The 21,972-nt window shown below is 63.5% G+C and carries 18 protein-coding genes; 14 read left to right on the top strand and 4 right to left on the bottom strand.

The window, feature by feature from the left end:
- Nucleotides 1-54: 54 nt before the first annotated feature.
- Nucleotides 55-591 (bottom strand): NUDIX hydrolase, encoded by a 537-nt coding sequence (locus ACZ9A3_RS26855; RefSeq protein WP_045197017.1) that lies wholly within the window; start codon nucleotides 589-591, stop codon nucleotides 55-57.
- Between the two features lie 3 nt (nucleotides 592-594).
- Nucleotides 595-1,668 carry a DUF2333 family protein gene (locus ACZ9A3_RS26850; protein WP_045197016.1) on the bottom strand — a complete coding sequence of 358 codons (1,074 nt, stop codon included), beginning with the start codon at nucleotides 1,666-1,668 and terminating at the stop codon, nucleotides 595-597.
- A 283-nt stretch (nucleotides 1,669-1,951) separates the two neighbouring features.
- Here ACZ9A3_RS26850 and ACZ9A3_RS26845 point away from each other — a divergent pair, with 283 nt between their 5' ends.
- From ACZ9A3_RS26845 to ACZ9A3_RS26780, 14 genes are all read left to right on the top strand, one after another.
- Complete coding sequence (locus tag ACZ9A3_RS26845) at nucleotides 1,952-3,568, top strand: diguanylate cyclase (protein ID WP_093376519.1); 1,617 nt, start codon at nucleotides 1,952-1,954, stop codon at nucleotides 3,566-3,568.
- A gap of 108 nt (nucleotides 3,569-3,676) precedes the next feature.
- Complete coding sequence (locus ACZ9A3_RS26840) at nucleotides 3,677-5,638, top strand: methyl-accepting chemotaxis protein (protein WP_258596213.1); 1,962 nt, start codon at nucleotides 3,677-3,679, stop codon at nucleotides 5,636-5,638.
- Nucleotides 5,639-5,732: 94 nt separating this feature from the next.
- Nucleotides 5,733-7,523, top strand: coding sequence for a protein-disulfide reductase DsbD (locus ACZ9A3_RS26835; RefSeq protein ID WP_476253354.1), 1,791 nt, complete (start codon nucleotides 5,733-5,735; stop codon nucleotides 7,521-7,523).
- Between the two features lie 171 nt (nucleotides 7,524-7,694).
- Nucleotides 7,695-8,147, top strand: a complete 453-nt coding sequence (gene aroQ, locus ACZ9A3_RS26830; protein ID WP_028945755.1) for a type II 3-dehydroquinate dehydratase — start codon at nucleotides 7,695-7,697, stop codon at nucleotides 8,145-8,147.
- A 98-nt stretch (nucleotides 8,148-8,245) separates the two neighbouring features.
- Nucleotides 8,246-8,704, top strand: coding sequence for an acetyl-CoA carboxylase biotin carboxyl carrier protein (gene accB / locus ACZ9A3_RS26825; protein ID WP_093376528.1), 459 nt, complete (start codon nucleotides 8,246-8,248; stop codon nucleotides 8,702-8,704).
- A gap of 17 nt (nucleotides 8,705-8,721) precedes the next feature.
- Nucleotides 8,722-10,077: an acetyl-CoA carboxylase biotin carboxylase subunit gene (gene accC / locus ACZ9A3_RS26820; RefSeq protein WP_045197008.1), complete on the top strand. Its 1,356-nt coding sequence runs from the start codon at nucleotides 8,722-8,724 to the stop codon at nucleotides 10,075-10,077.
- A 153-nt stretch (nucleotides 10,078-10,230) separates the two neighbouring features.
- Nucleotides 10,231-11,109, top strand: coding sequence for a 50S ribosomal protein L11 methyltransferase (prmA, locus tag ACZ9A3_RS26815; RefSeq protein WP_093376532.1), 879 nt, complete (start codon nucleotides 10,231-10,233; stop codon nucleotides 11,107-11,109).
- Between the two features lie 40 nt (nucleotides 11,110-11,149).
- Nucleotides 11,150-12,415, top strand: coding sequence for a DUF3426 domain-containing protein (locus ACZ9A3_RS26810; RefSeq protein ID WP_476253293.1), 1,266 nt, complete (start codon nucleotides 11,150-11,152; stop codon nucleotides 12,413-12,415).
- Between the two features lie 212 nt (nucleotides 12,416-12,627).
- Nucleotides 12,628-13,641 (top strand): tRNA dihydrouridine synthase DusB, encoded by a 1,014-nt coding sequence (gene dusB / locus ACZ9A3_RS26805; protein WP_045197001.1) that lies wholly within the window; start codon nucleotides 12,628-12,630, stop codon nucleotides 13,639-13,641.
- Entirely contained in the window at nucleotides 13,638-13,958 is a 321-nt protein-coding gene (fis, locus tag ACZ9A3_RS26800; RefSeq protein ID WP_003186237.1) for a DNA-binding transcriptional regulator Fis, read from the top strand. Before dusB ends, fis begins: the two co-directional genes overlap by 4 nt.
- Nucleotides 13,959-14,040: 82 nt before the next feature.
- The gene (gene purH, locus ACZ9A3_RS26795) at nucleotides 14,041-15,648 is read left to right on the top strand and encodes a bifunctional phosphoribosylaminoimidazolecarboxamide formyltransferase/IMP cyclohydrolase (protein WP_045196998.1); all 1,608 of its coding nucleotides are present in this window, start codon (nucleotides 14,041-14,043) and stop codon (nucleotides 15,646-15,648) included.
- A gap of 145 nt (nucleotides 15,649-15,793) precedes the next feature.
- Nucleotides 15,794-17,089: a phosphoribosylamine--glycine ligase gene (gene purD, locus ACZ9A3_RS26790; RefSeq protein WP_476253292.1), complete on the top strand. Its 1,296-nt coding sequence runs from the start codon at nucleotides 15,794-15,796 to the stop codon at nucleotides 17,087-17,089.
- 135 nt (nucleotides 17,090-17,224) lie between these two features.
- Nucleotides 17,225-19,996 (top strand): hybrid sensor histidine kinase/response regulator, encoded by a 2,772-nt coding sequence (locus ACZ9A3_RS26785; protein ID WP_045196995.1) that lies wholly within the window; start codon nucleotides 17,225-17,227, stop codon nucleotides 19,994-19,996.
- A 45-nt stretch (nucleotides 19,997-20,041) separates the two neighbouring features.
- Complete coding sequence (locus ACZ9A3_RS26780; protein WP_093376541.1) at nucleotides 20,042-20,638, top strand: MarC family protein; 597 nt, start codon at nucleotides 20,042-20,044, stop codon at nucleotides 20,636-20,638.
- Here the strand turns inward: ACZ9A3_RS26780 and ACZ9A3_RS26775 are convergent.
- Both ACZ9A3_RS26775 and ACZ9A3_RS26770 read right to left on the bottom strand, forming a co-directional pair.
- The gene (locus tag ACZ9A3_RS26775) at nucleotides 20,635-21,258 is read right to left on the bottom strand and encodes a hypothetical protein (protein ID WP_093376545.1); all 624 of its coding nucleotides are present in this window, start codon (nucleotides 21,256-21,258) and stop codon (nucleotides 20,635-20,637) included. The two genes, ACZ9A3_RS26780 and ACZ9A3_RS26775, sit on opposite strands and share 4 nt — an antisense overlap.
- Nucleotides 21,251-21,934 carry a hypothetical protein gene (locus tag ACZ9A3_RS26770; RefSeq protein ID WP_213602569.1) on the bottom strand — a complete coding sequence of 228 codons (684 nt, stop codon included), beginning with the start codon at nucleotides 21,932-21,934 and terminating at the stop codon, nucleotides 21,251-21,253. Before ACZ9A3_RS26770 ends, ACZ9A3_RS26775 begins: the two co-directional genes overlap by 8 nt.
- Between the last annotated feature and the right edge of the window lie 38 nt (nucleotides 21,935-21,972).

The raw sequence follows: 21,972 nt of genomic DNA, 5'->3' as shown, positions 1-21,972 counted from the left end.
AAAGTCGCGAATGCTAAGTACAAAACTGCGCCATTTTGCATGTGTTTAGCGACGTCAGGCTCGACGGTCGAGGTAGCGCCGCAAGGCAGCCAGTGAATCGGGGCAATATGGCTGTTGCTGGCTGTCGGCCAGGGCCTGCTCGACGGCGATGAAGCGTGCCTCGCTGACCTCTTCGGGCTGCAGGCGCAAAGGCCCGTCCCAGACCGCCGAGAACACCGCGCACCAGAGCCGGTTGCCGGTCTGGTCGAAGAAAAAACATTCATGCGCGGTGAGTTCGACCCCACCGACCCCCAGCTCTTCTTCCAGTTCGCGGGCCGCCGATTCGGCATAGCTCTCATCGGCCTGGACCATGCCACCGGCGGCGACATCCCAGTACCCGGGGTAAATCGCCTTGCTCTGGGTGCGCCGGTGCACGCACAGCTGGCCAGCGGAATTAAACAAGAGGATGTAGGTGCCGCGGCCAATCAGCCCGCGCTCGCGCAGCTCGGCGCGGGCCACGGCGCCGAGCAGGCGGTCGCTTTCGTCGACCCAGGCAATCAGTTCGCGGTCGGAGGCGGCGCGGTGCGCTGCCTCCTGCTCGGAGATCGACACCGATCAGCCCTGAGTCAGCAGTTGACGCAGGTCGATGACGGCAGCGTTGGCCCGCGAAATGTAGTTGGCCATGACCAGCGAGTGGTTGGCCCACATGCCAAAGCCGCTGCCATTGAGCACCATCGGGCTCCACAGCGGCTCCTGCGAGGCTTCCAGCTCACGGATGATCTGCCGTACGCTGACCGTGGCGTTCTTCTTCGCCAGCACATCGGCGAAGTCGACCTCAATGGCGCGCAGCAGGTGCGACAGCGCCCAGGCCTGGCCGCGGGCTTCGTAGAACACGTTGTCGATCTGCAGCCACGGGGTTTCGACCACTTCTTCGTCAAGCTGCGGCACCTGGCCCGGCAGCACCGACTCGGTCTTCAGGGTGCTGTTGAGCTTGACCCGGCCGACACTTGCCGACAGGCGCTGCGACAGCGAACCCAGGCGGGTGGCGACGTCGCCCAGCCAGTTGTTGAGGTTGTCGGCGCGGGTGTAGAACAGCGCGCCCTGCTGATCCGGCGAGGCCAGGCGGTTCTGGTAACGGGTCAGCGAGTTGATGCCTTCCTGGAACTCCGATTCGCTCGACGGCAGGATCCAGCTCTTGTTGTCGAAGTTGAAGCGCGGCTCGGCCTTGGCCAGGTCAGCGTCTTCGGTGGACTGCGACTGCGAGCGGGCAAAGTCCTTGCGCAGGGCGCGGCTCAGGTCACGCACCTGGACCAGCACGCCGTACTCCCAGCTGGGCATGTTGTCCATCCACAGGCCAGGCGGGAAGCGGTCGTTGGAAATATAGCCGCCGGGCTTGTTGAGCAGGGTGCCGGCCACGGTCTTGAGGGTTTCGATGGTGGTATAGCCGACGACCATCTGCTTGCCGGTTTTCTCGGCGGCCGCCTGGGCGTTCTGCTGCACCGGGAACAGGTCGGGCTCGGCGCTCCAGTACCAGCCCAGGCCCACGCACACCAGCAGGTACAGGCCGATCAGCGAGCCCAGGGCGCGGCTGAAGAACAACCCGCCAAAATAACTGCGGGTGGCAGCGGTGCGCGGTTCGACCCGCTCACGCGCCTCGGCTTTGCCTGTACGGTTTTTCCAGTCCAGCATGGCGTTGTCCTTTCAGTCACGTCGGTTCAAGGGGTTCGACCGCAACCCCCGGGCTTCGTGCCAGCGCGATGGGCTTTTAATGCCGCGCGCCACCTGCCGGGGTCGGCAAGTATCGCTGCACTATAAATCAAGCACGGCGCTTCGCATAAGCGACTATTGGGTCAGCAAATGAATAAACGGACTTGTACAGTTAATTGATACAAGGCACTCGATTGCCGGGAAAGTGGTGCTAGCATAGAGCCATCACTCGAACTCAGCCTCACCCCTTATAAGTAGTCAGGACATGACCGAGCCAGAAGACCCCAATCGTGAGCGCCTCAAGCAACACTTTGCCCAGCGGGTCATTCATCAGGCCCGGCAAATCCTCGAGATCTGGCAGCGCCTGCAGCGCAGCGAGTGGTCGACTGGCGACCTGGGTGAGCTGTGCGAAGCCAACCTGCGCCTGCAACGCTATGCCGAGCGCTTCGAGCAGCCCGAGCACAGCCAGCTGGCCGAGGCCATCGGCCATGCCCTGGAGGCGGTCGAAGCCAACAGCGCGCGCCTGAGCAGCCAGCTGATCAGCGACCTCAACCGGCTGATGCAACGTTTGTCGCGCACCGGCCTGCGCCAGGGCGACCAACTTGAGCAAGTGCCGCTGCCGCCGCTGCGCAAGCCGGTGTACATCATGCTCCAGGACCACGACCGCGCCGAGCGTCTGGCCCAGCAACTGGAATTCTTCGGCCTCGGTGTACAGGCCTTGTACAGCGCCGCCGCGTTCCAGGCGACCATGAGCGAACGGCTGCCCTCGGCAATCGTCATGGACGTCGACTTCACCGGCCCCGGTGTCGGCCTGCAACTGGCCGCCCAGGCCCAGCAGGGCCTGGAGCAGCGGGTGCCGTTGCTGTTCTTCAGCCTGCACGAAACCGACACGCCGACGCGCCTGGCCGCCGTGCGCGCCGGTGGCCAGGAGTTCCTTACCGGCACCCTGGAAGCCTCGAGCCTGCTGGAAAAGGTCGAGCTGCTGACCAGCGTCACCCAGTACGAACCGTTCAAGGTGCTGATCATCGACGACTCGCGGGCCCAGGCCCTGCACACCGAGCGCCTGCTCAACAGCGCCGGGATCGTCACCCGCACCCTGATCGACCCGATCCAGACCATGGCCGAGCTTGCCGACTTCCAGCCCGACCTGATCATCCTCGACATGTACATGCCGGCTTGCACCGGCACCGAGCTTGCCAAGGTGATCCGCCACAACGACCGTTATGTCAGCGTGCCGATCATCTACCTGTCGGCCGAGGACGATCTGGACAAACAGCTCGACGCCATGAGCGAGGGCGGTGATGACTTTTTGACCAAGCCGATCCGCTCGCGGCACCTGATCACCACCGTGCGCAACCGCGCCGCCCGGGCGCGCAACCTCAAGGCGCGGATGGTGCGCGACAGCCTCACCGGGCTGTACAACCACACCCATATCCTGCAATTGCTCGAAGACTGCAGCTTCCGTGCGCGCCGCGAAGCGCAGCCACTGAGCTTCGCCATGCTCGACATCGACCACTTCAAGAAGGTCAACGACAGCCACGGCCACCCCATGGGCGACCGGGTGATCAAGAGCCTGGCGCTGTTCCTCAAGCAGCGCCTGCGCAAGACCGACTTCATTGGCCGCTACGGCGGTGAAGAATTTGCCATCGTCATGCCCAACACCGACCTGGGCTCGGCGCACAAGGTGCTCGACGAAATTCGCCGGCGCTTTGCCGAGATCCATTACCCGGCCCAGCCGCGCGACTTGTCCTGCACCTTCAGTGCCGGCGTGGTGCAACTGAGCGAAGGCCTGGACGCCCTGAGCATGGCCACCTCCGCCGACGAGGCGCTGTACCGCGCCAAGGGTGCCGGGCGCAACTGCGTGCAACGGGTCGAAGCATAAAGGCAAAGTGCCAGTTTTTTTCACCGAACCGCCCGCTCCGTCATAACCCGGTCATAAAAACGCAATAACTTCAGGCGCTTACCATTCGGCCGTTGGTAGACACCGGACATGCGCCTGAAGCTGCTCACCAATTTCAATACCCTGTTGCTGGTTACCGTGTGCATCGCCCTGGGCGCGACCCTGTGGTGGTCGCAGCGCGCCCTGGAGCGCCCCTATTTATTAATGGAGCGCTATCTGTCGCTGTCGCAGCAATTCCAGAACCAGGCGGCGCGCAATATCCAGGACTACCTGAGCAGCGGCGACGCCCTGCGCCATGCCACGGCGCTGCAGACCACCGCCGCCCTGCAGGGTGAACTGGAGCAACTGCCGGCAGAGCTTGCCGAGCGCCTGCGCCCGAGCCTGGACAACCTGCAGCGCTTCACCGCCAACGAGTTGCTGGGCGCCGGCAAGCTGGCCGGCGACCCGCAGGCCCTGTTGCTGCAGGCCGAACGCGAACTGGGTGCGAGCCTCGAGCAACTGGCCAACTATGCCCAGAGCAGCACCAGCAGCGATGCCGGGCGCTATTCGCCGCTGCTGTTCAACGCCTCCCTGCACCTGTCGCGGCTATCCCTGGCGCGGGACAAAATGGTCAGCAGCGGCCGCAGCGAACTGGCCGATGAAGTCGAGCGCGAACTTGCGCAGATCGCCGCCCAGGCGCAGTTACTCGAACAATTGCCGCTGCTGGGGGTGACCGCCAGCAGCGCTTCGAGCGCCGACGACTTTGCCGCGCTGATGGGCCTGGAGACCCAGGCCAGCACAGCGACCGAAGACACCGGGGTGGCGCTCAAACGCGAACTCAACAGCCTGATCAAGCGCTACCCCGGCGAGCTGCAGCGCACCCGCGAGCAGATCCAGCAACGCAGCGCCCTGGCCAGCAGCACCTTCGAGCGCATCGGCGCCGTGCAGCAGGCCATCGCCGAGCTCGAACCCAGTGTGCGTAGCCAGCATGCCGCCATCCAGGGCGAAGTGCGGGTGATCCAGGGCCTGATGATCGGTTTGATCCTGCTGATCGCACTGCTTATCGACACCCTGCAGCGGCGCCTGGCGCGGGTGCTGACCAACCTCGCGCCGGCACTCTCGCGCTGGGCCGAGGGCGACTTCAGCCAGGCCATTGCCCTGGGCCGCAGCAACCGTGAAATGCATGATATCCAGGACTCGCTCAACCGCCTGCGGGTCTACCTGGTCGAGCTGGTCGGCACCCTCCGCCACAACGCCGAGCAGGTCGCTGGCAGCAGCCACGCCCTGGCCGGCATGAGCAGCGCCCTGCACGATGGCGCCGAACGCCAGGCCGGCGACACCGCGCAAATCCGTGATGCCCTCGGCGAGCTGGAGGCGACCATCCTCCAGGTCGCCGGCGACGCCAGCCAGGCGGCCGACGCCAGCCACGACGCCGGGCGTGCGGTCGAGCAAGGCCAGGCAGTGATAGGCCAGAGCCTGACCGGGCTGCGGGCGCTGGTCGACGAAGTACAGGGCAACGCGCAGATGATCGAACAACTGGCCGAGGAATCGGCGACCATCGGCGGCGTGCTGACGGTGATCCGCTCGATTGCCGAGCAGACCAACCTGCTGGCCCTCAATGCCGCGATCGAAGCGGCGCGGGCCGGGGAAATGGGCCGTGGCTTTGCCGTGGTTGCCGAAGAAGTACGCTCCCTGGCCCTGCGCACTACCGGCGCTACCGGTGAGATCCAGACCTTGATCGGGCGCCTGCAGCAGGCGGCCCGCGAATCGGTTGAAGGCATGCGCGCGCAACTCGAACATGCCGAGGCCACCGCTGACCAGGCCCAGGCGGCGGATGGCGCGCTGGATGAAATTGTCGCGGCAATCCAGACCATCTCGGCCACAGCGGTACGGATTGCCGATGTCACCGCCCAGCAGAGCGGCGCGGTGAGCGAGATTCGTGACCACAGCGAGCGGATTCATGGCTTGGGTGAAGACAACTTGCAACGTATTGGTGAAGGGCGTGAGCAGGGTGAGCAGTTGCTTCGCCTGGGTGGCGAGTTGAATACGGCGGTGCGGGCCTTTCGCCTGTGAGGATGTGTCGCGGCGATCCGACTTGACCCGCGATGAAGGCAACAGGGCTGCAAAGTCCGTTATCATGCAGGCACTTTTGTACTGCGAGACCGCCATGCGCCGCCTGCTTTGCCTCCTGTTTCTGCTCCTGGCCTTGCCCGCCGTCGGCGCCGGCCTGCTCGACAATCGCCCCAGCGCCACCCTCGGCGCCGCGTCGCTGAACAACAGCAGCGACTTTCTGCCAGTGCACGAAGCCTTCAAGCTGAGCCTGGTCGAGGATCAAGGGCAAAGCCTGAAACTGCGCTTCGTCGCCGCCGACGGTTACTACCTGTACCGCCACCGCTTCCAGTTTCGCAGCGAGCCTGCCGACATAGCCCTGGGCACGGCGCAGATCCCCCCGGGTGAAGCCAAGCACGATGAGTTCTTCGGCGACGTCGAGGTCTATCACGGCATCCTCGACATCGAAATCCCCCGCCCGGCCAACGAACAACGCCCCTTCACCTTGCTGGTGGGCTACCAGGGCTGCGCCGACAAGGGCCTGTGCTACCCGCCGGAAACCGCACGCCTGAGCATCGATGGCATCACCAGCGGTGCGCCGCCAGCTACCACCACGGTCGCCAAGGCCGGCTGGGACTGGCAAGGCCTGCTGCTGTTCTTCCTCGCCGGCGTCGGCCTGACCTTCACCCCGTGTGTGCTGCCGATGCTGCCGATCCTCTCTGGCGTGGTGTTGCGCGGCCAGGTCGGTGGCGTACGCGGTTTTGCCCTGTCGCTGGCCTATGTACTGCCGATGGCTGCCTGCTTTGCCCTGCTCGGCGCGCTGATGGGCCTGTTCGGTGCCGGCCTCAACCTGCAGGCACGCTTGCAGTCGGCCTGGGTGCTGGTGCCGTTTGCGCTGTTCTTCGTGCTGTTTGCCCTGGCCATGTTCGGCCTGTTCGAGCTCAAATTGCCGCATGCCATCAGTAGTCGCCTGGAACGTCTGGTCGGCCAGACCAAGGGCGGATCGCTGATGGGTGCGGCGATCCTCGGGGTGTTCTCCAGCCTGCTGGTATCGCCGTGCGTGTCGGCGCCACTGGCCGGCGCCCTGCTGTATATCAGCGCCAGCGGCGATGCCCTGGGGGGTGCATTGAAGCTGTTCGCCCTGGGCCTGGGCATGGGCGCGCCACTGCTGCTGATCGCTACCGGCGGTGCGGCCTGGCTGCCGAAAAGCGGGCCATGGCTGGTAACGGTGAAAAACGCCATCGGCGTGCTGTTGCTGGGCCTGGCCATTGGCCTGCTCAGCCGCGTGCTGCCGGGGCAGGTCACGCTGCTGCTGGTCGGCCTGCTGGCCGCCGGTACCGCGGTGTTCCTTGGCGCCCTGGAGTTCACGGTGAAAAACACCCGGCAGCGCCTGGCGCAGCTGCTCGGCCTGGCCCTGCTGTTCTATGGGTTGGCCTGCTGGTACGGCGCCTTGAGCGGGCAGACCGACCCGCTGCGCCCGCTGCCTCAAGCCAGTAACGCCAGTACTGGTGCAAGCGCCCAGGCCAGCAACGCCAGCGCCTGGCAGACCCTCACCACCCCGGCGGCGCTGGACAGCGCCCTGGCCGCCGCCAAGGCCGCCGGCCAGCCGGTGCTACTGGACTGGTACGCCGACTGGTGCATCAGTTGCAAGGTGATCGAGCACGAGGTGCTCAATGCACCCGCAGTGCTAGCACAACTGAAGGACTACCAGTTGCTGCGCTTCGATATCACAGAAAGCAACGCCGAACAGCGCGCCCTGCTCGACCGCTACCAGCTGTTCGGCCCGCCAGCGCTGTTGTTCTTTGCCGCGAACGGCAGCGAAATCACCGCCGATCGTGTGGTTGGCGAGATAAACGCCGGCGAATTTGCCGAGCATCTGACGCGCATTCGCGCCGATCTGGGTCTATAACTTCTTCGGGCCGCTAAAAAGCCGCTTTCGATGACCGAAATTAATAAATTAGTCACATATTTAGCGTGAATATCGGTCATCGTGCTGGCTATTGCTGGTAACTGGACAGTGCCCGCCGGTTTACGGCATAGTCGCCGCGCAAAGTTTCCTAACGATAAAAAGGAACCACAGATGGCAACGCTACTGGTGCTGCACGGCCCCAACCTGAACCTGCTCGGCACCCGCGAACCGGGCGTCTATGGCGCCGTGACCCTGGCCCAGATCAACCAGGACCTGGAGCAGCGCGCCCGCGCCGCCGGCCATCATCTGCAATACCTGCAAAGCAACGCCGAGTACGAATTGATCGACCGCATTCATGCCGCGCGCAGCGAAGGTGTGGACTTCATCCTGATCAATCCGGCGGCTTTCACACATACAAGTGTCGCATTACGTGACGCGTTGCTGGCGGTGAGCATCCCATTCATCGAAGTGCATCTGTCCAACGTGCACAAACGCGAACCTTTTCGCCATCACTCCTACTTCTCTGATGTCGCCGTAGGAGTGATTTGCGGCCTGGGTGCCAGCGGTTATCGCCTGGCCCTGGAGTCTGCCCTGGAACACCTGGCTGCTAACGCAAAGCCCTGATGACGAGAACCTGGCCTATGGGCCGGGGCTCACAAGAAACGTTTGCTAACACGTTTTTATATTTACGCCCCTGACCGAACCTTGGGAGTTGATGATTAATGGATATCCGTAAAGTCAAGAAACTGATCGAACTGCTGGAAGAATCTGGCATCGACGAGCTGGAGATCAAGGAAGGCGAGGAATCCGTACGGATCAGCCGCCACAGCAAGACTCCAGCCCAGCAGTACTACGCTCCGGCTCCAGTCGCCGCTCCTGTTGCCGCACCAGCCGCCGCCCCGGCCGCTGCCGCCGCTCCAGCCGAAGCTGCCGCACCAAAACTGAACGGCACCGTTGCCCGTTCGCCAATGGTCGGTACCTTCTACCGCAAAGCCTCGCCTGCCTCGCCAGCCTTCGTTGAAGTCGGCCAGACCGTGAAGAAAGGCGACACCCTGTGCATCGTCGAAGCCATGAAGATGATGAACCACATCGAAGCTGAAACCAGCGGTGTGATCGAATCCATCCTGGTAGAAGACGGTCAGCCGGTTGAGTTCGACCAGCCGCTGTTCACCATCGTTTGAACCGCGGAGAGCCAACGATGTCTGCGAAGCTGGAAAAAGTCCTGATTGCCAACCGCGGGGAAATTGCCCTGCGGATCCTGCGTGCCTGCAAAGAGCTGGGCATCAAGACCGTCGCCGTACACTCCACGGCTGACCGCGAACTGATGCACCTGGGCCTGGCAGACGAGTCGGTCTGCATCGGTCCTGCTTCGGCCAGCCAGTCCTACCTGCACATTCCGGCCATCATCGCCGCGGCTGAAGTGACCGGCGCTACCGCCATTCACCCAGGCTACGGTTTCCTCGCGGAAAACGCCGATTTCGCCGAGCAGGTCGAGAACTCCGGTTTTGCCTTCATTGGCCCCAAAGCCGACACCATTCGCCTGATGGGCGACAAGGTTTCGGCCAAGGACGCGATGATCAAGACTGGCGTTCCGACCGTGCCAGGTTCCGACGGCCCGCTGCCGGAAGACGAAGAAGAAGCCCTGCGCATCGGCCGTGAAGTCGGCTACCCGGTGATCATCAAGGCCGCCGGTGGCGGTGGTGGTCGCGGCATGCGCGTGGTGCACAAGGAAGAGGACCTGATCGCCTCGGCCAAGCTGACCCGCACCGAAGCTGGCGCAGCCTTCGGCAACCCGATGGTCTACCTCGAGAAGTTCCTGACCAACCCACGTCACGTGGAAGTCCAGGTCCTGTCCGACGGCCAGGGTAACGCCGTGCACCTGGGTGACCGCGACTGCTCGCTGCAGCGCCGCCACCAGAAGGTACTGGAAGAAGCGCCGGCACCGGGCATCGATGAAAAAGCCCGCCAGGAAGTCTACAAGCGCTGTGTCGATGCCTGCATCGAGATCGGCTACCGTGGCGCCGGCACCTTCGAGTTCCTCTACGAGAACGGTCGTTTCTACTTCATCGAAATGAACACCCGTGTTCAGGTGGAGCACCCGGTTTCGGAGATGGTCACCGGTATCGACATCGTCAAGGAGATGCTCAGCATCGCCGCTGGCAACAAGCTGTCGTTCACCCAGGATGACGTGGTGATTCGCGGTCACTCGCTGGAGTGCCGGATCAACGCCGAAGACCCGAAGAAGTTCATCCCGAGCCCAGGCACGGTCAAGCATTTCCACGCCCCGGGTGGCAACGGCGTTCGCGTCGATTCGCACCTGTACAGCGGTTACGCAGTTCCACCGAACTACGACTCGCTGATCGGCAAGCTGATCACCTACGGCAAGGACCGCGACGAAGCCATGGCACGCATGCGCAATGCCCTGGACGAGATCGTCGTCGACGGCATCAAGACCAACATCCCGCTGCACCGCGACCTGGTGCGTGATGAAGGTTTCTGCAAAGGCGGCGTCAACATTCACTACCTGGAACACAAACTGGCTAGCCAGGAGTGATTCGCCAGTGATGTAAAAAAGACCCCGGTCCCGTGACCGGGGTCTTTTTTTGGGGCTCCCACAGGGTTCCCACAAACCCCTCGCACTCAAGTAAACTGGCGGGCTTCTCGCAGCCTCGGGCTGCCCCTGTAGATTTTTCCAAAGGTGCCCGCCATGCCTTGGCTGCAAGTACGTCTGGCCATCAGCCCGGAACAAGCCGAAACCTATGAAGATGCCCTGCTCGAAGTAGGCGCCGTTTCGGTCACCTTCATGGATGCCGAAGATCAGCCGATCTTCGAACCGGACCTCAACACCACCCCGCTGTGGTCGCATACCCACCTGCTGGCACTGTTCGAAGCCGATACCGACGCCAGCGCGGTGTTCGCCCACCTGCAGTTGCTGACCAGCGCCGAACTGCCGGAGCACCAGGCCGAAGTCATCGAAGACCAGGATTGGGAACGCAGCTGGATGGACAACTTCCAGCCGATGCGTTTCGGCCAGCGCCTGTGGATCGTGCCAAGCTGGCACGCGGCACCGGAGCCTGAGGCGGTCAACCTGCTGCTCGACCCGGGCCTGGCCTTCGGCACCGGCACCCACCCGACCACCGCACTGTGCCTGGAATGGCTCGACGGCCAGGACCTGAAAGACACCCAGGTGCTCGACTTCGGTTGCGGCTCGGGCATCCTCGCCATCGCCGCGCTGCTGCTCGGTGCCCGTGAAGCGGTCGGTACCGACATCGACGTGCAGGCCCTGGAAGCCTCGCGCGACAACGCCGGACGCAATGGCATCGCCGACGAGAAATTCGCCCTGTACCTGCCCGAGCACATGCCGGCCATGCAGGCCGACGTACTGGTCGCCAACATCCTCGCCGGCCCGCTGGTCTCGCTGGCCCCGCAACTGTCCGGGCTGGTACGTCCGGGTGGCCTGCTGGCGCTGTCGGGGATTCTCGCCGAGCAGGGTGATGAAGTTGCCGCGGCCTACGCCAAGGACTTCGACCTCGACCCGATCGCCGTACGCGATGGCTGGGTACGCATCAGTGGTCGCCGCCGCTAAGTGCGCCTAGAATAACCTTCTGCATAACCCGGACCGCCGCATGACCGACAGTTTCGTCACCCAGTGCCCGCATTGCCAGACCAGCTTTCGCGTCAGCCACAATCAGTTGAGCGTGGCCCGCGGCATGGTGCGTTGCGGCGCCTGCCTGCAAGTGTTCAACGCCGCCCGGCAACTGCTGGAGCAAAGCGCGGCGCAGAACCCGCCTGCAGCGCCGGTGCCGGTCGAGCCAGTGGCGGAGCCCGCAAAAGCACCGAACCAGCACGAGTGGAGCGCCGCCGAGCTGGACCTCGACCAGCTCGACCTCGATCAGGAGCTGGCGCGCCTGGAACAGCGCGAAATCCAGCCGACCACCGAGTTCAAGGCCGCTGCACCACGCGAAGAGAGCCTCAGCGCGCACCGCGACAGCCCCGAGCAAGACGACCAGCACTGGCCCGACAGCCTGTTCAGCAGCCCGGCCGCCGAGCGCGAGCAACTCAGTGCCGAGCTCGACGCGCCGCAACCGCCGCTGATCGAGCAGGAAGCCCTGGACCTCGCGCCGGCACCCGGCGAGCGTACCGAGCCGTCGCTGTCGCTGGATGCCATCGATGACGACCTCGACGCCCCGCTGGCACCTGCCGCTGCGCTACGCGCCGATGATAACGAACTGCCCGGCGAGCGTTTGTCGGCGCGCGAGCCTGAGGACACTCTGGACAGCCCCGAACCCGAGTTCGACGAGCGCCGCGAACCGGGCCTGGGCCCGGTCAGCAACCGCCCGGCGCGCAAGGAGCCGCTGCTCGACCTGGTCGACGATCCGATCCAGCTCGACTGGCAGAAGCCCAAGGTCAACTGGGCCCGGCGCCTGCTGTGGATCCTGTTGATTTTGCTGGCCGCTGCGGCCCTGGCCGGCCAATACATCTGGTACCAGTTCGACGAACTGGCCCGCCAGGACCGCTACCGACCGTGGTTCCAGGCGGTCTGTCCGACCGTCGGTTGCCAGGTGCCGTCGCGGGTCGATATCGCCCGGATCAAGAGCAGTAACCTGGTGGTGCGCAGCCACCCGGACTTCAACGGTGCCTTGATCGTCGATGCGATCATCTACAACCGGGCGCCCTTCGCCCAGCCGTTCCCGCTGCTGGAGCTGCGCTTTGCCGATCTCAATGGCCAGTTGATCGCCAGCCGCCGCTTCAAGCCCACCGAGTACCTCAGCGGTGAACTGGCCGGCAAGGGCGAAATGCCCAGCCAGACGCCGATCCACATCGCCCTGGACATCCTTGATCCGGGCCCCAAGGCGGTCAACTACAGCCTGTCGTTTCGGTCGCCGGAATAGTCGGCGAGCTGCAAGCCGTAAGCTTCAAGCCGCAAGTGAAAACGGATCAGCGTACGGGTCTGCTTTTTCTTGTGGCTTGAAGCTTGCAGCTTGCAGCTCAAAGCCAACTGTTCAGATTTTATCCAAATCGATCTTTATCCGGTCACCGAGAGCGGGTATCATGCCAACCCTTTTTCGAACTCTAAGATCGGCCCCCACAACAGGGAACTCCTATGTCGGCGGTACGCATCGGCCCATACACACTGCAGAACGCCCTGATCCTCGCGCCCATGGCCGGGGTCACGGACCAGCCCTTTCGTCAGTTGTGCCGACGAATGGGTGCAGGCCTGGTGGTGTCGGAGATGGTCAGCAGCGACATGAGCCTGTGGAACAGCCGCAAGTCGCGCCTGCGCATGATTCACGAAGGTGATCCCGAGCCGCGCTCGGTACAGATCGCCGGCGGTGACGCGCAGATGCTCGCAGCGGCGGCCCGGGCCAACGTCGAGGCCGGCGCGCAGATTATCGACATCAACATGGGCTGCCCGGCAAAAAAAGTCTGCAACAAGGCCGCAGGCTCTGCTTTATTGAAAGATGAAGCCCTGGTCAGCGAAATCCTCCACGCGGTGGTTGCCGCCGTGGACGTGCCGGTCACGCTGAAGATCCGCACTGGCTGGGACAGGGCCAACAAGAACGGCCTGACTGTGGCGAGGATCGCCGAGCAGGCCGGGATCCAGGCACTGGCGGTACATGGACGCACACGCGCCGACCTCTACACCGGTGAAGCCGAATACGACACCATCGCGGCGATCAAGCAGGCGGTGTCGATCCCGGTTTTTGCCAATGGCGATATCACTTCGCCAGAAAAAGCCCGGGCGGTGCTGGATGCCACCGGTGCCGACGGTCTGCTGATTGGCCGGGCTGCCCAAGGGCGGCCATGGATCTTTCGCGAGATCGAGCATTACCTGCGTACCGGCGAAAAACTGCCGGCACCGCAGCTGGACGAAGTGGAACGAATTCTGCTGGAGCACCTGACCGCGTTGCACGCCTTCTATGGCGATGTGATGGGCGTACGTATCGCCCGCAAGCACGTTGGTTGGTACCTGGCAACGCTACCGGGCGCCAAGGAGTTTCGCGCCCAGTTCAACCGTTTGGAAGACACGCAAGCGCAGTGCGCCAACGTTCGCGGCTTCTTCAGCGAGCGTGAACAGAGCCTTGAGACAGAGGACGGACAAGGGGTGGCCGCATGACGATGATGACCGAGACTTTAGTGAGTGGAACAACGCCCGTGAGCGACAACGTCAACCTGAAACAGCACCTGAATACGCCGAGCGAAGAGGGTCAGACCCTTCGCGGCAGTGTGGAAAAGGCGCTGCACAACTATTTCGCCCATCTGGAGGGCGCGGCCGTCACGGACGTGTACAACCTGGTGCTCTCGGAAGTCGAAGCGCCGTTGCTCGAAAGCGTAATGAACTACGTCAAGGGCAACCAGACCAAGGCCAGCGAGCTGCTCGGGCTCAACCGCGGCACCTTGCGCAAGAAACTCAAGCAGTACGATTTGTTGTAAGCAAGCATCCAAACCAGAAAAGGCGGCTCCCATTCGATGAGGTCGCCTTTTTTGCTGACTCCACCGCGTTATGGAATCTGAAATGACCGACCAGACTACCCGCCTGCCGATCCGCCGCGCCTTGATCAGCGTCTCCGACAAGACCGGGATCCTTGAATTCGCCCGTGAGCTGCAACAGCTCGGCGTCGAGATCCTGTCCACCGGCGGCACCTTCAAGTTGCTCCAGGACAATGGCGTTGCCGCGGTGGAAGTTGCCGATTACACCGGCTTCGCCGAAATGATGGACGGCCGGGTCAAGACCCTGCACCCGAAAATCCACGGCGGCATCCTCGGCCGTCGCGGTACCGACGACGCCATCATGGCCGAGCACGGGATCAAGCCGATCGATCTGGTCGCGGTCAACCTCTACCCGTTCGAAGCCACCATCTCCAAGCCGGGCTGTGACCTGCCGACCGCCATCGAGAACATCGACATCGGCGGCCCGACCATGGTCCGCTCGGCGGCCAAGAACCACAAGGACGTCGCCATCGTGGTCAACGCCAGCGACTACGGCCAGGTCCTGGAAAGCCTCAAGGCCGGTGGCCTGACCTACGCCCAGCGCTTCGACCTGATGCTCAAGGCATTCGAGCACACTGCAGCCTACGACGGCATGATCGCCAACTACATGGGCACCGTGAACCAGGCCGCTGAAACCCTCAGCACCGAAGGTCGCAGCGAATTCCCGCGGACCTTCAACAGCCAGTTCACCAAGGCCCAGGAAATGCGCTACGGCGAGAACCCGCACCAGAGCGCGGCGTTCTATGTCGAGGCCAAGCCGGCCGAAGCCGGCATCGCCACCGCGGTGCAGTTGCAGGGCAAGGAGCTGTCGTACAACAACGTGGCCGATACCGACGCCGCGCTGGAATGCGTGAAGAGCTTCGTCAAGCCGGCCTGCGTCATCGTCAAGCACGCCAACCCGTGCGGCGTGGCGGTCAGCCCCGACGCTGAAGGCGGTATCCGCCAGGCTTACGAGCTGGCGTACGCCACCGATACCGAATCGGCGTTCGGCGGCATCATCGCCTTCAACCGCGAACTGGACGCCGAAACCGCAAAAGCCATCGTCGAGCGCCAGTTCGTCGAAGTAATCATCGCCCCGAGCGTCAGCGACGAAGCCCGCGCCGTGGTGGCGGCCAAGGCCAACGTGCGCCTGCTGGCCTGCGGCGAGTGGTCGGCAGAACGTGCCGCTGCCTGGGACTTCAAGCGCGTCACCGGCGGCCTGCTGGTACAAAGCCGCGACATCGGCATGATCACCGAGGGCGACCTGAAAGTGGTCACCAAGCGTGCACCGAGCGAGCAAGAAATCCACGACCTGATCTTCGCCTGGAAAGTGGCCAAGTACGTCAAGTCCAACGCCATCGTCTACGCCAAGAACCGCCAGACCATCGGTGTCGGCGCCGGCCAGATGAGCCGCGTCAACTCCGCCCGTATCGCTGCGATCAAGGCCGAGCACGCCGGCCTGCAGGTTCAGGGCGCGGTCATGGCATCGGACGCGTTCTTCCCGTTCCGTGATGGCATCGACAACGCTGCCAAGGTCGGCATCACCGCGGTGATCCAGCCAGGTGGCTCGATGCGCGATGCCGAAGTCATCGCCGCCGCTGACGAAGCCGGCATTGCCATGGTCTTCACCGGTATGCGTCACTTCCGTCACTGATACCAGGACCTGGTGCCAGGCTCTGTGGGAGCGGGCTTGACCCGCGATTGCGATCTGTCAGTTACAGCGCATCGCGGGTCAAGCCCGCTCCCACAAGAGTCCCGCCAACCAGCATTATCCGAATTAGCTTCATAGAGGTTTTGACATGAACGTTTTGATTATCGGTAGCGGCGGTCGTGAACACGCCCTGGCCTGGAAAGTCGCTCAGGACCCACGGGTCGAAAAAGTCTTCGTTGCCCCGGGCAACGCTGGCACCGCCACTGAAGCCAAGTGCGAGAACGTCGACATCGACGTCAGCGCTTTGGAGCAACTGGCCGATTTCGCCGAAAAAAATGTCGCCCTGACCATCGTCGGCCCTGAGGGCCCGCTGGTTGCCGGTGTCGTCGACCTGTTCCGCAGCCGCGGCCTGGACTGCTTTGGTCCAACCAAGGGCGCGGCCCAGCTGGAAGGTTCCAAGGCCTTCACCAAGGACTTCCTGGCGCGCCACAAGATCCCGACTGCCGACTACCAGAACTTCACCGAGATCGAGCCGGCCCTGGCCTACCTGCGGGAAAGAGGCGCACCGATCGTGATCAAGGCCGACGGCCTGGCCGCCGGTAAAGGCGTGATCGTCGCCATGACCCTGGGCGAGGCCGAAGACGCCGTACGCGACATGCTCGCCGGCAACGCCTTTGGTGACGCAGGTTCGCGCGTGGTGATCGAAGAGTTCCTCGACGGCGAGGAAGCCAGCTTCATCGTCATGGTCGACGGCCACAACGTGCTGCCAATGGCTACCAGCCAGGACCACAAGCGCGTCGGCGACGGCGACACCGGCCCCAACACCGGCGGCATGGGCGCCTACTCGCCAGCGCCAGTGGTCACCGCCGACGTGCACCAGCGCGTCATGGACCAGGTGATCTGGCCGACCGTGCGCGGCATGGCCGAGGAAGGCAACGTCTACACCGGCTTCCTCTATGCCGGCCTGATGATCGATAAAGCCGGTAACCCGAAAGTCATCGAGTTCAACTGCCGCTTCGGCGACCCGGAAACCCAGCCGGTCATGCTGCGCCTGGAGTCGAGCCTGGTGCTGCTGATCGAAGCCGCTTTCGCCAAGGCCCTGGACAAGGTCGAAGCGCAGTGGGATCCGCGTCCGAGCCTGGGCGTGGTGCTGGCTGCTGGCGGCTACCCTGGCGACTACAGCAAAGGCGCGGTCATCCACGGCCTGGATGCTGCAGCGCAGATTGAAGGCAAGGTGTTCCACGCCGGTACCGCGCTCAAGGACGGCCAGGTAGTTGCCACTGGCGGCCGCGTACTGTGCGCCACCGCCATGGGCAGCAGCGTCGAGTCGGCCCAGCAACAAGCCTACCGCCTGGCAGCCGAGATCAACTGGGATGGCAGCTTCTACCGCAAGGACATCGGCTACCGTGCCATTGCCCGCGAACGCGGTGAACACCAGGAGTAAACCGGTGCCTGGTGGCAGCGGCGCGACGAGCGCCCTGCCCCCGGCTCGTCGACAGGGCCCGCCATGGGCCTTGCCTTCGGCTTGGCGCGCCGCGCATAGTTACCATCCGGCATTTGGCTAAGAAGGGATTTCGTCTTGCGTTGGCTCAGGATTGCCATTGGTCTCACCGTCAGCTTGCTGACCCTGCTCTGCCTGTTCCCGGCCGTGGCCGAACAGGGCAGTGGTTGGGCGGTATTGCTTGACGACCAGGCCAGCCTGCAATTGAGCGATGTACGTTCCGAACGCTACCGCAACCAGTTCAGTCCCCTCGAACTCAACGAACTCAACGCTGCCACGCCCGACCAGGCGTTGTGGCTGCACTATCGGCTGGAACCCGGACAGCAGGAAAAACTGCTGCGGGTGTTCGCCCCCGACCTGTCACGGCTGGACCTCTACGCCCTGCAAGGCGACCGGCTGATCAAGCAGATCCACAACGGTCGCCAGAGCGACAGCGGCGACCCTTACCTGCGCAGCAGCGACCATGTCCTGGCCCTGCCCAACAGCACGCAACCGCTGGATGTGTACCTGCGCCTGGTGTCGGAACACCAGCTGCGTCCGGCCATCAGCCTCGAGCCTGCCGCCCAGGCCGCCGCCGACCAGCGCCAGCCGCTGTTCTTCGGCCTGTTGTTCGGCTGCCTGCTGATGCTGATGCTGCACAACCTGATCCGCTTCGCTTACTCACGCTCCAGTACCAGCCTGGCCCTGGCGGTCTACCACGCGCTGATGCTGCTCAGCGCACTGATTCTGCTCAACCTCAGCGGCCCCTGGTGGAGCCTCTGGCATTCGGCACAAACACCGGCGGCCTACCTTACTGCCCTGCTGGCATCGCTGGCCGGCCTGACCTTTACCCTGCGCTTCTTCACGCCTTGCGAGCAACCGCGCCTGAGCCGCCTGCTGCAGGGCGAGATGCTGCTGATCGCGCTGTGCGGCCTGTTGCTGTTGTTCGTCGATACCTTGCCGCTGAACCTGATGACCTATGCGCTGATGGCCGTCGGTAGCCTGAGCATGCTGCTGGTGGCCAGCTACCACTGGTACAAGGGGTATGCCCCGGCGCGGCTGTTCGCCCTGGCCATGCTGGCGTTCAACATCGGTTGCCTGGTGGTGTTGCCGGCCCTGCTCGGCCTGACCCGCACGCCGACCCAATGGCTGCTGTTCATTCTCCTCGGGCTCACCAGTTTCAGCGGCCTGCTGCTCAACCTGGCCGTCAGCGAGCGCTTGCGGCGCATCAGCGAAGAGCGCTTCAGCGCCAGCCGCGAACTGGCCGCCAGCAACGCCGAGATCAACGCCAAGGCCGAGTTCCTGGCCAAGATCAGCCATGAGATCCGCACGCCCATGAACGGCGTGCTGGGCATGACCGAGCTGCTGCTCGGCACCCCGCTGTCGGTCAAGCAACGCGACTACGTGCAGACCATCCACAGCGCCGGCAACGAGCTGCTGACCCTGATCAACGAGATTCTCGACATCTCCAAGCTCGAATCCGGGCAGATCGAGCTGGATGACGTGCAGTTCGACCTCAATGCCCTGATCGAGGATTGCCTGAGTATCTTCAGGGCCAAGGCCGAGCAGCAGAACATCGAACTGATCAGCTTCACCCAGCCGCAGGTACCGCGGGTCATCAGTGGCGACCCGACGCGTCTGCGCCAGGCCTTGCTGAGCCTTTTGGAAAACGCCCTGAAGAAAACCGACCAGGGCGAGATCCTGCTGGTGGTCGCCCTCGACCAGCGCGGCGACAGCCCGCGCCTGCGCATTGCCGTGCAGGACAGCGGCGAACCGATCCCGCCGGGCGAGCGCGAAGCGCTGCTGCAGGCAGAGCTGCACAGCAAGCACTTCCTCTCCAGCAACAAGCTCGGCGGCCACCTGGGGCTGGTCATCGCCAAGCAACTGATCACCCTGATGCAGGGCGAGTTCGGCATCAAGACCAGCCACAACATGGGCAACACCCTGTGGATGACCCTGCCGCTCGACCCGCACCGCCTCGAACAGCCACCCACCGACCTCGATGGCCCGCTGCGCGGCGCCCGGGTGCTGGTGGTGGACGACAACGACACCTGCCGCAAGGTCCTGGTCCAGCAGTGCAGCGCCTGGGGCATGAACGTCAGCGCCGTGCCGTCGGGCAAGGAAGCCCTGGCCCTGTTGCGCACCAAGGCGCACCTGCGCGATTACTTCGATGCGGTGCTGCTCGATCAGAACATGCCGGGCATGACCGGCATGCAACTGGCGGCGAAGATCAAGGAAGACCCGAGCCTGAACCACGACATCCTGCTGGTGATGCTCACCGGTATCAGCAACGCGCCAAGCAAGGTCATCGCCCGCAATGCCGGGGTCAAGCGCATCCTTGCCAAGCCGGTGGCCGGCTACACTCTCAAGACCACCCTGGCCGAAGAGCTGTCCCAGCGCAGCAAGGGCCAGCCGAGCATCCCGGTGCAGACCGGGCTGTCGGCGCCACTGAACCTGCCCAGCGATTTCCGCATCCTGGTGGCCGAGGACAACAACATCTCGACCAAGGTGATCCGTGGCATGCTCGGCAAGCTGAGCCTGGAGCCGGACACCGCCAGCAATGGCGAGGAAGCCCTGCAGGCGATGAAGGCCAACCATTACGACCTGGTGTTGATGGACTGCGAAATGCCAGTGCTCGATGGCTTCTCGGCCACCCAGCAACTGCGCATCTGGGAAGTCAGCAACCAGCGCCGGCGCACACCGGTGGTGGCCCTGACCGCGCACATCCTCGCCGAGCACAAGGAACGCGCACGCCTGGCCGGCATGGACGGGCACATGTCCAAACCGGTGGAACTGTCGCAGTTGCGCGAGCTGATCGAGCATTGGGTGGCGCATCGCGAAGCCGAATCAAGTCAGATTCCAACCCCGTAATTCGCATACACTTGCTCCACATCACCCTTGCCGCGAGCCTCGACCATGCTCCATGAGTTGTTCAGCGTCTACCTGAAAATGCTCGTGCTCTACAGCCCGTTCTTCGTGCTCTCGTGCTTTATCAGCCTGACCCGCGGCTACTCCAGCAAGGAGCGCAAGCAACTGGCCTGGCGCGTGGCAATCGCCGTGCTGATCGCCAGCGTATTGCTATACCTGTTCGGCAGGGTGATCTTCGGCATATTCGGCATCACCGTGGATGCATTTCGCATCGGTGCCGGCAGCGTGCTGTTCATTTCCGCGCTGGGCATGGCCCAGGGCAAGTCGGCGGTGCAGACCGACAACGTGCAGCAGGATGTAACCATCGTGCCGCTGACCATCCCCCTGACCGTCGGCCCCGGTACCATCGGTGCACTGCTGGTAATGGGGATTGGCCAGCCGCACTGGGACGACAAGCTGCTGGCCATCGTCAGTATTGCCATGGCCAGCTTTACCGTCGGCCTGGTGTTGTACCTGTCGAACCGTATCGAGCGGATTCTCGGCGACCAGGGCCTGCAGATTGTCAGCCGTTTGATGGGGTTGTTTGTCTGCGCCCTGGCGGCGCAGATCATCTTTACCGGAATCAAGGGTTACCTGGTGCCCTAAAGCTCCAGTTCAAGGATTTCCCGCAGGGCGATAGTCGCCAGGCTCCGCTCCACCTTGCTTCTGAACTGTTGATCGAACAGACGGGTGTTAAAGCGCACCAGCTCGGCCCTGACCTGCTGGTGCCGGCGTTTACGAAACAGAAAGCCGGCGGTGATTTGCGATTGCTCAAGCTCTTCGTAATACAGCACCATATCCACCGAGCCATTTCGGCCCGGCGCACACGGCAACAACTGAAACACGCCCTGCTCACGCGTACGCCGCTCAAACTGTACCAAGGCCCTGGCGTCCTGCTTGAGCCCCCGCATGGCCAATTCCGTCGAACTTGCATATTGGCTGCCGGCGACGGCCGAGATGGCCTTTAGCGCGCTATCGACAACATCCGAGCGCTCGTTGCCCGGCCAATGGACCTCGCTAGGCGGCACCGCGTCCCAGCCGTAGAACTTCAGTTTGTTCTTGTAATAGCTGAACCAGTCCTGAACCTGGCCCTGCTCGTGGACAAAGCGCGTTTCCTGCTCGGCCTGCAGTATTGCCAGCTGTACCGAGCTGCGCTGCCCCGGCGACAGGCCGGGCATGAACGACATCAGGCTTGCGCCCACTACGGCTACCTGTTGTTCACTCATGGATGCCTCCTGGCAGATTCCTGGTCAACGAAGGATGCTCTTGTTGCTTACGCTCGATCAAAGCTCGCAACTGAACACGCTGCGGCTCGTACTGCTGACCATCCAGATGCGCCACCAGCCCTTTGACCAACACCTCCCCCTGAAACCCCTTGGCAAGCAACGGCCCCTCGATACTGACCTGCTCTACCGGCTCCGACGCATGCAAGGCTATGCTGCACAGGCTGATGACAGGCCCTGGATGAACCAGGCCAATCTCAAGGGCAATACGCGTGCCACACTCGCGCCCCTCGAAAGTGAAGTCGCGAAATTCATCCAGGCTGCTCTGCGTGCCGTTGAGCCTGCCCAAGGCCGCTTCAATGATGCCGTCCGCCGTCTCGTACTGGCTGTCCAGCCACAGGCGCAACGGCTGAATGGGCGCCAGCAACGAGCCGGCGCTTGCAGACTGCGTATCGTGGTAGAACTGGGTGATGATCCACCCCCGCGCCGAGAGTTCCTTTCGGTAACTTCCAAACCAGGCTTGATAGTGCTCGAAGCGCGACCCGGCCAGCTTGTTGGCCCGTAACTGCGAATACAGCAGCGAGTCGAACACCGCCTGGCGCTGGGCAGGCGCCACTTGCGGGGCAATCAACAGCAAGGTGCCGCCCGCCGTGCATACCGAATAGTCATCCGTTTCCATGGTCTTTGCTCCTGCAAAGGCAGGATGGCCCGCCTGAC

The sequence above is a fragment of the Pseudomonas sp. TE4620 genome (assembly GCF_056279045.1).
Note: the sequence above shows the minus strand (reverse complement) of the source record. Positions and strands in the feature narration are given on the sequence as shown.

What these genes read in the sequence shown, in the direction of transcription:
- fis (WP_003186237.1), top strand. Translation starts at nt 13,638, where the DNA reads ATGACGATGATGACCGAGACTTTAGTGAGTGGAACAACGCCCGTGAGC.
- ACZ9A3_RS26835 (WP_476253354.1), top strand. Translation starts at nt 5,733, where the DNA reads ATGCGCCGCCTGCTTTGCCTCCTGTTTCTGCTCCTGGCCTTGCCCGCC.
- accB (WP_093376528.1), top strand. Translation starts at nt 8,246, where the DNA reads ATGGATATCCGTAAAGTCAAGAAACTGATCGAACTGCTGGAAGAATCT.
- ACZ9A3_RS26780 (WP_093376541.1), top strand. Translation starts at nt 20,042, where the DNA reads ATGCTCCATGAGTTGTTCAGCGTCTACCTGAAAATGCTCGTGCTCTAC.
- dusB (WP_045197001.1), top strand. Translation starts at nt 12,628, where the DNA reads ATGTCGGCGGTACGCATCGGCCCATACACACTGCAGAACGCCCTGATC.
- aroQ (WP_028945755.1), top strand. Translation starts at nt 7,695, where the DNA reads ATGGCAACGCTACTGGTGCTGCACGGCCCCAACCTGAACCTGCTCGGC.
- ACZ9A3_RS26840 (WP_258596213.1), top strand. Translation starts at nt 3,677, where the DNA reads ATGCGCCTGAAGCTGCTCACCAATTTCAATACCCTGTTGCTGGTTACC.
- purH (WP_045196998.1), top strand. Translation starts at nt 14,041, where the DNA reads ATGACCGACCAGACTACCCGCCTGCCGATCCGCCGCGCCTTGATCAGC.
- accC (WP_045197008.1), top strand. Translation starts at nt 8,722, where the DNA reads ATGTCTGCGAAGCTGGAAAAAGTCCTGATTGCCAACCGCGGGGAAATT.
- ACZ9A3_RS26845 (WP_093376519.1), top strand. Translation starts at nt 1,952, where the DNA reads ATGACCGAGCCAGAAGACCCCAATCGTGAGCGCCTCAAGCAACACTTT.
- prmA (WP_093376532.1), top strand. Translation starts at nt 10,231, where the DNA reads ATGCCTTGGCTGCAAGTACGTCTGGCCATCAGCCCGGAACAAGCCGAA.
- ACZ9A3_RS26850 (WP_045197016.1), bottom strand. Translation starts at nt 1,668, where the DNA reads ATGCTGGACTGGAAAAACCGTACAGGCAAAGCCGAGGCGCGTGAGCGG.
- ACZ9A3_RS26770 (WP_213602569.1), bottom strand. Translation starts at nt 21,934, where the DNA reads ATGGAAACGGATGACTATTCGGTATGCACGGCGGGCGGCACCTTGCTG.
- purD (WP_476253292.1), top strand. Translation starts at nt 15,794, where the DNA reads ATGAACGTTTTGATTATCGGTAGCGGCGGTCGTGAACACGCCCTGGCC.
- ACZ9A3_RS26810 (WP_476253293.1), top strand. Translation starts at nt 11,150, where the DNA reads ATGACCGACAGTTTCGTCACCCAGTGCCCGCATTGCCAGACCAGCTTT.
- ACZ9A3_RS26775 (WP_093376545.1), bottom strand. Translation starts at nt 21,258, where the DNA reads ATGAGTGAACAACAGGTAGCCGTAGTGGGCGCAAGCCTGATGTCGTTC.